Below are 11,468 nucleotides of genomic sequence, written 5' to 3' on the forward strand. Positions count from 1 at the left end.
GGTTCGATCAATAGTTGTGCTTACACAAACTTGTAGTACTCTTCCCAGCCTTTTCGCGGCGGGTTGCCTTTGAGTAGTTCGTTGGCGCGGGCATTATTGGTGATCTGCTTGGACTCCGCATCGAATTCCAAGTTTTCACCAAGCCGCTGAGCGATACACCCAAGCATAAAGACTTGCGTAAGCGGGCCCGAAACCGCAAAGGACGAGTTGCAATACGGATCGATTCCGGCAGCCGCTTTGATGAAGTTGTCCATATGTCCGGTCGATGTTTCGCTGACGGACGGCCCCGGCAGATTCGCGGTGACTTCCTTCTGTTGATCGCCCCCCACGATTTTGAGCTTCGCACTGTGCGTGCCGCCAACGAAGGTGAGATCGTCACTGTAGATGGCTTTGCCACAAGCGGGAATACTCACACCGTCTTCGGACGGCGGACGGTTCTTGACACCGTCATACCAATTAATGGTCATTTCCGGCATGTCAGGCCCTCGCTCGGGGAAATCGAAAGCGATTGTGGTCCCGTGAGGATAGATGTATTCGTTCGGCTTGATGATTGTCTCGGCTCGAACCGTGTGCGGAAGACCGAGTTTCAAGAAACGATGGATCGTATCGAGAGTGTGGGGTCCCCAGTCACCGAACGCACCATTCCCGTAGTCATACCAGCCACGCCAGTTGCCCGGGTCGTATTTCTTACTGTAAGGACGCAGCGGTGCTGTGCCAGCCCACACGTCCCAATTCATCCCACTAGGCAATTTATCCGCGGAGGGGTAACCTTTGACATCTCCCCAGGGATGCCAGCGTCGCCCCTTGTTCATGCACGCATCGACGCGGCGAACGTTCTTGATCACCCCCTCATCCACCCAGGATTGGAACTGGAGACGTTGACCGCTGGAATGCCCTTGGTTTCCCATTTGGCATTGCACGCCAAACTTCTTCTCGGCTTGGATCAACAATTCACACTCTTCGAAGGTGTGAGCGAGCGGCTTCTCGACGTAGACATGAATGCCCATCGACATCGCCAACATCGCGATCGGAAAGTGAGCGTGGTCCGGAACACCGATGGTGCAAACATCGATCTTGTCGCCCATTTCCTCGAACATTTTGCGGAAATCGTCGTAGACGGCCGCGTCGTCGCACTGACCTTTCACCTTTTTCTTGAAGCCTTCGGCCCGTGATGGCACCACATCGCATAACGCCACACATTGCGTCAGTTTGTGCTTCACGGCATCAGCACCGATCGCCGCTCCTCGGTTTGCACAACCGATGACCGCCAAGTTCAATTTTTCGTTCTCTGCCACTTTGCCGAAGCTGCTGTGCGGAAGCAACGTGGCCGCTGCGGTTGCCGCCAGTGAGTGCTTCAGTACTTCGCGGCGATTCATTGACCTCATCGTTTAGCCTTTCGTCAGTCGATGCGACTTGCAATCAAGAACGTGACCATCGCACATTCCCAATCGCATCTGATTCAGAATGTGGTGGGGACGATGCCCGTTCCAACGGAATTTGCCCGCGTTGAGAACCATCATTCTAACAGCAGCAGCAACCGCGTGCGACACATCGTTGCGGCTAGACGGGATTCGAGTCAATGGGAGATGACTGGCAATTCGGCCTGACGATTCCCATATTAGACTTTCGTCCGGACCATCTCATCTCATGTCCAAACCCGGGAGTGTTCCTCGAATGACCGGCCAAACACTGATTGCCAGCTTGCTCCTCATCGTGGCGAATATCGCTGCCGCCGCCGACCCCATCCCGAATGTGTTGTTCATCATCTCCGATGATCTGGGGAGTCAATCGCTCGGGTGTTACGGAAACACGCAGTGCCAAACGCCGAACATCGATGCTCTTGCCGAGCGAGGAGTGAAGTTCACGCGGACTTACACGCAGTATCCGGTCTGCGGCCCATCCCGTGCTGCTCTCATGTCGGGCATGTACGCTCAAAGCATCGGCGTGACCTCCAACGGGGGATCGAGTCGCTTTACGAAGAATCTCGGCACGCGGCCCTCGATGTCGCAACACTTCCGCAACCACGGATATCACACCGCCCGTGTCAGCAAAATTTATCACATGCGTGTGCCTGGTGATATCACCGCCGGTGTGGATGGTCCCGACCATGCTGCGTCTTGGACCGAACGATTCAACTGCCAAGCTCCGGAACAGTGGACCCAAGGAACACACGAGCATTTAACGAACGAGAAATTGAAACCGGACCCCAATCGACAAATTCACTATCGGTTGGGTTACGGGGGAGCGTTCTATGTAGTCCGTGGGGAAAGTGATGGTACGGAACAAGCCGACCACAAGGCGGCTAAGAAAGCCGTTGAACTATTGGAGCAACGCGCAGTCGATCAAAAACCTTTCTTCCTAGCAGTCGGATTAGTCCGCCCCCATGTCCCGTTAGTCGCCCCAAAGTCGTTCTTTGATGCATATTCGGCTGAGGAAATCGAATTGCCATCCCAGTTCGAAAACGACTGGAAAGACATCCCCAAACTAGGCATCTCAAAAAACAGCACTGGCAGCGGTCTATCCAATGACTTGCAGAAGCAGAAAGTTCTCGAAGCGTATTACGCCTCGGTGACTTATATGGACACGCAAGTCGGCAAAGTCGTTCGAGCCGTCGATCGACTAGGACTTCGAGACAACACGATTATTGTCTTCACAGCCGATCATGGGTATCACCTGGGAGAACACGAGTTCTGGCAAAAGATGAGCTTGCACGAAGAATCCACACGGATTCCCCTTATCATTCACGCTCCTAATAAGAACGCGTGCCAAACTCCCGCACTTAGTCAGCAAATCGACATCTATCCAACCTTGGCGGAACTATGCGGACTGCCCATCCCGGAACACGTTCAAGGAAAGAGCCTAGTACCAGCAATGACTGATCCGAGTCATATTGTCCACGAGTCTGTGTATTGCCTACGGGGAAAGGACGATCACCTATTACGCACCGACCGATGGGCATACATTCGATACCGCAACGGCGATCAGGAACTCTACGACATGAAGACCGATCCCCATCAGTTCTCGAATCTCGCGCACAGCCTAAAGAAGCACCAAGACGTCCTCACAGATCTCGACACGCAACTAGAATCGAAACTCAGCGTCATGCATTGATTCGAGAATGCTGACAAGATGAACCGTGTCGAGTCTCTATAAAACCTCGACACGGTCTAATGACAGACGAAACACCGTGCTTTAATCATATTGAAACATGACGGTTGCCGTCGTTCGCGAATCGCTCACCGCCCGAACCCAATAGGCACTAAAACCGTCAGGAAACTTGTGCTCGACCGTTTGACCAGGCTGCACCGCAAACGACCGATAAGGCATCCATAAACCAGTCCCATCAACATCGACTTCAAGTCGAATCGTTGTTGCCGTGTCTGACTTGATTTGCACACGTTTGTGATCATAGGCCGTCATCAAGTACGGATCTGACGGTTTGTTCGCCTCTACGTCGGTATTGTTCCAAGGGCCACCGTAACCACGTGGTTTGCCAAGTTTCCAAAGGTCATCGACAACCCCCGCCCAGACCGCAGCCTTCCCATCAGCACTGCGGATGATGTGCCGACTCTTCGCCTCGGATTCAACGCCCGTCAACAATAGGAGTCCGTTGTGCGAACAGAAATCATGAATTGCAAGATTGTGTGTCGAGATCGGTCGAATCTTTGCCACACCTTGAGCATTCCGGGCAGGTAATTCATAGAAGGTCCCATGCAAATTGAGCAGATCGCGTTCCGTCGCTACCTCCCGACAAATGCGAGCTTGTGAAAACTGATTCGAATTCTCGACGACATTGAGCCGACTTGCAAATGGGGCAATCTCATACACACGAAGGTAGTCTTCGGTATTCGAAACCAACCGCAGATGCCGTGTACTGACCGGTTCTGCCAAGACAATCTCTCGCAGGACTTGGCTGTTATCACGAATTTTCCCACCAGGAACTGTGATCCACTTGCCTTCCTCTTTGACCTGAATATCAAAGTTCGATGCGGCGTACTGACTATTATCTAACCAGCCAGTTATTACCCAAATGCTTTCCATTGTTTGAGGCCGACCAAGATCCAGTTCAATCCAGATCTCACCTTTGTTCTTGCCAATCCATCGAGACTCATCGGTCACTATGCCGTCGATCGCATTGCTAGCGTTGTACTCGGCATGAGTGGAACTCGTCTTCACGTTCGCGCCGATTGCCAAGTGACGACCGAGGTGTTCTGCAAGTCGAGTCTGAGTTTTCGGGGCCTGTGATATCGCAATATAGTCGTCGTTCTTGGGAAGGCGGAAACGTTTCCCATCTTCAACAACAATGACCGAAGCGTCATCGACAGAGATCCCCGCTAACGGTTGTGAAACTTGAGACACAAATAAGCCGATAGATGAACTCTTCGCTGGCTTGAGTTCCATCTTGTGATTCAACTCGTAATATGTCGCCTCTTCACCAATCGGATTGTCAGCGGCAACAAGTCCAAGTCGGTCATAAGATAGACTTCGCATCAAACCATAGGATGCGGGAGTCTTGTTGTTGCTGACAATCCCATCAAAGATTGCATCGTTTGTTGTGTCTCGCGGATCATGGTCTCGATACTGAAAGTGGGCTGTTACAGCATCAGCCTGTTGATGACTTATCAGCCGAACCCAAGCCCCTAACTCCTCACGGTCAAAAATGAGTGAAATCGCAACGCCAGGCGGGACAACAATCTCTTTGAGAGTCTGCCATTGACTCGTCCCCTGACGATCGACTTCGATCGTAAAGGTCACCTCTTGGTCACTAGCATGCATCAAATGCAGTTGTCGAACGTCGTAACCGTAGAACAAGTATGGATCACTCACTTCTCCCGCTTCGACGTCGTCTCGTAGCCAGACGGAACCTCGACCGATGACCGGACCAAGGTGATCGAGTGTTTCCGGCTCAACAAACCACAGATTGGAATTCGACTGCCCCGGACCACCATGTTTAGCCTTGAACGTGCGGGTGTTCAGGAACTCAGACGCGGCGGAATCATCACAACCGAAAACGATTCGATCGTTCCAACGACAAAAATCACCAATCACTTTGAGATAGTTGGACCGTGGTTCAATTCCGGCAGAATTCGTGAACGAAAACCCCGATGGAAATTTCCAAAACGTCCCGTGCATCGTTGCTAGGAGGTTGTCTTCACCGATATCACGGATACGCGGCCACTCCGTATTCCACCCGTGGGCACCATCGTAGCTATGACTCCCCTTGGGCAAGCGATAGTAGTGCCATTGCTGGTTCTCAAAAAGCGCCAGGATGACCGAACGTGCGTCCCATCCCATCGACCATATAGGATCGTGCTCAGGGTTTGTGTTGCCAAAGATTCCGCCTGGTCCCGTCACTTCGGTAAACTGATTTCGACGAACGAGTTGCCAGTCCCCTTGGCCTTGCCAAGTCGCCAAGGCTCCTGAGGGAACGGTAGGGTCCACTTTCACTCGCGGATCGCGGTCGCCGTTGTTGGCATAGATCAAGCGACCTTGTCCGGTGTATAGACCTTTGCCGTGATAGCCTGGCAATTGACTGACAATACCAGTCTCAGGAGCACCGGGATTTCCATCGCGAATCAAGCACTTAACGGCGAGCGAATTCACATCGACTTCATAGAGTCCCTCTTCCATCGTCGCATAGTAGACCTTGTTCGCTGGATCGCTAAGATGTCGCGCATTGCCAGTCAACCGGCCGAACATTTTCGATGATGGAATGACGCGGATTGCCTTCTCCGAATCAATCACATAGGGACCGATCAATAACTGGTCTGTTTCGCGGTGAATCATTCGATTGGCAGGTGTCCCGCCAACACTCCCTTTAAATATGTTCTGGCGAAGATTCGATGTCACTTCGTAGAGTCGATCCGTCGAACCATTCGGTCTGTGCGGGGCATATGTAACGGCCCATAAGCTGCCTTGCCAGGGAACGACCGCCCCGGTTCCACATTCAGCCTCGTCGTTCCACATTCTCAAGTGAGGGTAGACACCACTCCAGTGTTGTTGTCCAAACACCGGTAGTGCGAGTGCAAGCCAAATTGGAATTGAGGTGAGATAATGTTTCATTGCAGTCACGAATTTCAATATTAATTAAGCTGAACGGACTCGATGCGGTTGGACAGGAACTCGAATGTCGTCTTCAATCGAAATTCCGACGCCAACCACAGATGAACACGACGGCTGAGTTTTCATTGCTGAAACGAAACAGCAGTCATTTATAGAATGACACGGGATTGCCAGACTACCATCTTTAAAAGTTCTTTACGATTGCTACCGTATTTTGAGTCGGAGTTTTGCACTGGGCACGATTGATATCTGTGGAATTTGGTTGGGGCTCGGATGCACGCATGATACAATCTTGATTCGTCATTGACTTCAGCAATCAATCGGGAAACGTCATCCCAATCAACGACCACGCGGGGAGTGTCGATGAAACGCTATTTTTTGTTCCTCTTTTTCCTGGTTGTCTTGAGTAGCAACCCGCTGGTCGCACAGGAATCGATCCGTGTTGTTTCGGATTTTGAAGGGGCGTCGGTTCGTGTCCTGGAGATTGACCAGGAGTCTCGTCGTATCAGTTTCATGCCGGGTGGTGATCCAGAACGTGGATGGCCATGTTGGTGGTATTTTCGAGTCGATGGTATTACACCGGACGAAAACATCACGTTGCGTTTGCATGGATCACTCGCGTCCGTCGGGAAACAGAAACCACTCTCGGCTTCGTGGGCCATGCCCAAATACGCAACTTACTCAGTTGATGGCAAAACATGGAACCACAGCGAGGCTGGTCGTCGCGATGGCGAGTGGATGATCTATCAGATCACACCGGAGACAAACTCGGTGTATGTGGCCTGGGGGCCGCCTTTCACGCCTAAGACCGCTGCGGCGTTTGTTCGCAAAATGGGTCAGCGATCTCCGTATGCCACCGCAACCGAGTTGTGTCGATCTCGACAGGACCGAAGTGTACCGATGCTGCACATCAAAGAAGGCGACCGCTCCAACAAGCAACGCTTCGGTGTCTGGGTTCAAGCAAGACAGCATGCTTGGGAAAGTGGTTCCAGTTGGGTGGCTCAAGGTTTCGCAGAGTGGGTTCTCAGCGATGATGAGCAGGCGTCCTGGCTACGAAAACATGCCGAGATTTTTATTGTGCCGATAATGGATATCGACAATACCGCGACCGGGAACGGCGGCAAAAACTCCATCCCGCATGATCACAATCGAGATTGGTCCGCGACGCCACATTGGAACGAAGTCCGTGCGGCTCAGCAGAATGTGAAGGGGCTGATTAACGAGGGCCGAATGGATGTCTTTTTAGATCTGCATAATCCGGCTCCCGGCGATCCTAGTTTCTTCTATGTGCTGCCTCGTGAGATGTTGAAAGAACCTATGATCAGTCTTCGTGATCGGTTTATAGAACTCGCTTATTCGCGGATCAGCCAGATCAAACCGTTGATCCCGATGAGCAACAAACCCAAAGTGACTGGTGCAAGTTACCATCCATTGTGGAAGCAGATCAGCACAAACTGGGTCAGCATGCATGGCAATCCACACACCGTCAGCCTGTGTTTAGAGACGATCTGGAATTCGAAGAACAGCACCACAAGCGGTTACAAATCCGTCGGGGCGAATCTCGCCGCCGCGGTTCGTGAATACCTCGCTGAACGTCCCGTCCGACCGTGATCAACCAGCGAAACGTCCGTTACGCGGTTTCAAATCCTTCACGTTGATCCCGACGGCGAAGGGCATTGGCGGTTGTATCGTCGATAAATTCTTCCGTCTGTGGATTCCATTTCAGTGTTCGGCCAAGTTGAAGAGCGATGTTTCCAAGATGACATGTGCTTACGCTACGATGCTGACTCTCGACGTCTGAGATCGGCTTTTTGCGAGTTCGGATGCAGTCGAAGAAATTCCCCATGTGATTGACAATCGCATCAAGCTTGCCGGCTCGCTCGGGGCGGTCGAGGTTGTCAAATTCGTAAACCTTCCAGTCTTGCCGCTCGAGCGGATGTTTAGCCAACTCTTCAACGGGTTTCCCTGACACCGTGCCACGGTTCACGAAAATTCGTCCTTCGTCGCCGGTAAAGAGAATCCCGTTTCGGCCTTCATCCGCCACCGTCATCGTGACACCGTTCTCGTATTGATATGTCACGTTGAAATCGATCGGGACGTTGTAGCCGTCTTGAACTTTCGGCCACTTGGCGTTGCCCTGAATTTCGACTGGGAGACTATCAATCGCCCACTGTGCGATGTCGAGATGGTGAGCACCCCAGTCGGTCATTTGGCCACCGGAATACTCTTTCCACCAGCGAAACGTGTAGTGACAGCGTTCTTGAATGTAGGGCACGTCCGGTGTTTGGCCCTGCCAGAGATCCCAGTTGAGATTGTGAGGCGCTTCGCCGGACTGAAACGGACCGCCGGTCTTGTTCTTGCCCAGAACGACATCGACTCGCGTCAGCTTTCCAATTCTTCCTTGGCGAATCATTTCGACGGCCAGCCGAAAACGATGATCACTGCGTTGCCACGAACCAACTTGGACAACTCGCCCGGTTTCCTCAACCACTCGTTGTAGTTGCTGACCTTCCTCGATTGTTAGCGTGAGTGGTTTTTCACAGTACACATCTTTTCCGGCCCGACACGCGTCGATCACCATCTTCGTATGCCAATGGTCCGGCGTGCCGATGGTGACGACATCGACATCTTTCCGTTTCAGCAGATCTCGATAATCTTCAAAAGCTCGCGGTGTGCTGCCGAAACTCGCTTTGGCTTGGTCCCGAACATGACGATCGACATCGCAGACGGCAACAATCTTGCCATACATCGCCGCCTTGTTCGCGATGACGCTCCCTTGGTATCGCATGCCGATGCAACCGACACCGATATCGTTGGCGGCACTTCGAGTGGAGACTTCTTGAGCCGTGCTCTCGCCGGCAAACGGCATCAAAGCGGCCGCTGAACCACCGAGAAGAGTCGAAGCCAGAAAGCGACGACGATCGATTGATGAGGTCTGCATGAAGGTCCCCGTCTTGTGGTTGTTCGGAGTCATGGGATCAAAACTGGAATTCGCGGATGCAATCACTAATCCGATTATGCAAATGCACCACGTCTTTACAATCCGGCCATCTCCCTTCGAGCGAAAGACCGAACCGGCAGAAAGCGTGTGCCGTGGTTCTCCCGCCGGAAATTTGTAAGATAGGCGAACTCCGATGTTACACCGTGTTGAATGTGACGAATTTGTTCGTGGCTCGGAACAGTGTGGACCGCTTTGAACATGAACAATCCAAGACGAAAGTCATTTCTATGAGTATTGATCGACCGGCCTCACTCCAACGGGACGTTCCCATGATTTCCCGCCGCCGATTGCTGATGTCAATCGGTGCAAACGCGGCGGCCATACCCGTCTTGAATTGGTTGGCTCCGTCAGCGTTCGCGGCGGACACCTCCGAGCCGATGCAGCGATTTCCACGCATGGTGCAAGAGTGGTTTATTGCACAGGTCAGAGAATCGGAACGGCGGCACATTGAGCAATTGGATCAACTGAAAACGAAAGCCGATGCAGAGAAGTACGTTGCCAATCTTCGGAAGCGGATTCGGAAATCTTTCGGAGCAAACCCGAAACGAACACCGCTCAAACCACGAGTCACGAAGCGAATCGAGCGTGATGGTTATCGCATCGAGAATGTCATTTTCGAGAGTCGCCCTGGTTTCCCAGTCACAGCGAACTTGTACATTCCAAGCGACACATCGAAACCGCTGCCGGCGGTTGTTGGTACCTGTGGACACTCTACCAACGGCAAAGCGGAGACGGCCTATCAGTCGTTCGCACAGGGTTTGGCACGACAGGGATATGTGTGCTTGATTTACGATCCCATTGGGCAAGGGGAACGGTTGCAGTACACAACGGACGACCTGAAGTCCGAAGTTGGAGTCGGTGTCCGAGAGCACTTGCATGCGGGGAATCAACAGTTTCTCGTCGGCGAGTTCTTGGGGTCTTGGCGAGCTTGGGACGGGATTCGTGCATTGGATTATTTGCTGACGCGTCCCGAAGTCGACAAGGAACGGGTCGGCGTGACCGGGAATTCGGGCGGTGGCACGATGACTACGTGGCTGTGTGGTGTCGAGCCACGTTGGACGATGGCCGCTCCCAGTTGTTTCGTGTCGACATTCCGTCGCAACATGGAAAACGAATTGCCCCAAGATACCGAACAATGTCCACCGGAAGCTCTCGCATTGAATTTGGACCATGACAGCTTTCTCGCGGCGATGGCTCCGCATCCGGTGATTATTCTCGCCAAAGAACGGGACTTCTTCGATGTGCGCGGTTCGGAAGAAACCTACGAACGGTTGCGGCGGTTGTATCGGCTCCTTGGTGCCGAAGATCAAGTGGCTTTGTTCGTCGGACCAACCGGCCATGGGTTCTCGCAAGAGAATCGGGAAGCAATGTACTCGTGGTTCAATCGAGCAACGGGACTCGCCGAAGACAAATCGACCGGGGAGTTCGACGGCACACTCACCACCACTGCCGATGTTAACTTCAGTGCCGAACCGAAACTTACCATCGAGAAGGATGAGACGCTCTGGTGTACCGAAAAAGGACAGGTCGACACACTAGACGGTACTCGAACGGTGTTCGACTTTACGCGGGAGAAGTCGAAACAATTGGCCGCTACTCGGGGGAACCCGAAAGACGCGGCGTTGACGCAAGCCATCACAGATGTTTTGAAACTCCCAACTCAACTCGGCGGCGTTCCGGATTACCGGAATTGGCGATATCTCAGTTCGCGAGGTTACCCGTCGAAATACGCGATGGCTTACACGGTCGAAACCGAACCTGGGATTCAAGCGATTGTCTATCGGCTGACCAAGGAACGATGGCATTCACGACCGCCGCGAGCGGGCAAACGGGCGATGCTTTATGTGTCGCATCTTTCCAGCGATGTCGAGTTGCGGGAAGAACCGTTGATCCGCGAGGTCATGCAGGCAGAACCGGAGACGCCCTTTTTCACATGCGACGTTCGCGGGATTGGGGAATCACGCCCGGAGACGTGTAATCCCGGATCGTTTCACACCGCATACGGCAACGACTACTTCTACGCGATTCATAGTGTAATGTTGGATCGTCCGTACTTGGGTCAGAAGACGTTCGACGTTTTGCGAGTTCTCGATTGGTTGGCGTCGCTCGGCCACACGGAGATTCACTTGGTCAGTCGGGGATGGGGAGCGCTTGCAGCGACGTTTGCCGCCGTGATGTCTGATCGAGTTCAACAAGTGACGTTAAAGAACACGCTGACTTCGTACTCCGCGATTGCCGAGAGCGAACACTATGATTGGCCTCTCTCGACTTTGCTGCCGAACGTGTTATCACGTTTCGACCTCCCGGATTGCTACACGGCATTGAGAGCCAAGCGATTGCGAATGATTGAGCCTTGGGGAGCCGAATCCGCGAAGCACGATTCATGACAGGCGGTCGATTCGGG

General features: G+C 52.8%; 6 protein-coding genes. 3 read left to right on the top strand and 3 right to left on the bottom strand.

Annotated features, from left to right (window positions below; all coding sequences use genetic code 11):
* Positions 1 to 20 precede the first annotated feature (20 nt).
* Entirely contained in the window at positions 21 to 1,385 is a 1,365-nt protein-coding gene (locus G6R38_RS04575; RefSeq protein WP_166820471.1) for a Gfo/Idh/MocA family oxidoreductase, read from the bottom strand.
* Positions 1,386 to 1,674: 289 nt separating this feature from the next.
* Here G6R38_RS04575 and G6R38_RS04580 point away from each other — a divergent pair, with 289 nt between their 5' ends.
* Entirely contained in the window at positions 1,675 to 3,111 is a 1,437-nt protein-coding gene (locus G6R38_RS04580; RefSeq protein WP_166820472.1) for a sulfatase, read from the top strand.
* 81 nt (positions 3,112 to 3,192) lie between these two features.
* On the opposite strand, the gene G6R38_RS04585 is transcribed toward G6R38_RS04580, so the two are convergent.
* A complete protein-coding gene (locus G6R38_RS04585; RefSeq protein WP_206028454.1) occupies positions 3,193 to 6,063 on the bottom strand; it encodes a discoidin domain-containing protein in 2,871 nt (956 codons plus the stop codon).
* A 363-nt stretch (positions 6,064 to 6,426) separates the two neighbouring features.
* Here G6R38_RS04585 and G6R38_RS04590 point away from each other — a divergent pair, with 363 nt between their 5' ends.
* Complete coding sequence (locus G6R38_RS04590; RefSeq protein WP_166820473.1) at positions 6,427 to 7,674, top strand: M14-type cytosolic carboxypeptidase; 1,248 nt, start codon at positions 6,427 to 6,429, stop codon at positions 7,672 to 7,674.
* 19 nt (positions 7,675 to 7,693) lie between these two features.
* Here G6R38_RS04590 and G6R38_RS04595 read toward each other — a convergent pair whose 3' ends face one another.
* On the bottom strand, positions 7,694 to 9,004 hold the full coding sequence (locus tag G6R38_RS04595; protein ID WP_166820474.1) for a Gfo/Idh/MocA family protein: 1,311 nt from the start codon (positions 9,002 to 9,004) through the stop codon (positions 7,694 to 7,696).
* Between the two features lie 287 nt (positions 9,005 to 9,291).
* Between G6R38_RS04595 and G6R38_RS04600 the strand changes: the two genes are divergently transcribed.
* Complete coding sequence (locus G6R38_RS04600; RefSeq protein WP_240928067.1) at positions 9,292 to 11,451, top strand: alpha/beta hydrolase family protein; 2,160 nt, start codon at positions 9,292 to 9,294, stop codon at positions 11,449 to 11,451.
* Positions 11,452 to 11,468: the final 17 nt, after the last annotated feature.

Source organism: Thalassoroseus pseudoceratinae (genome assembly GCF_011634775.1).
Taxonomy (GTDB): domain Bacteria; phylum Planctomycetota; class Planctomycetia; order Planctomycetales; family Planctomycetaceae; genus Thalassoroseus; species Thalassoroseus pseudoceratinae.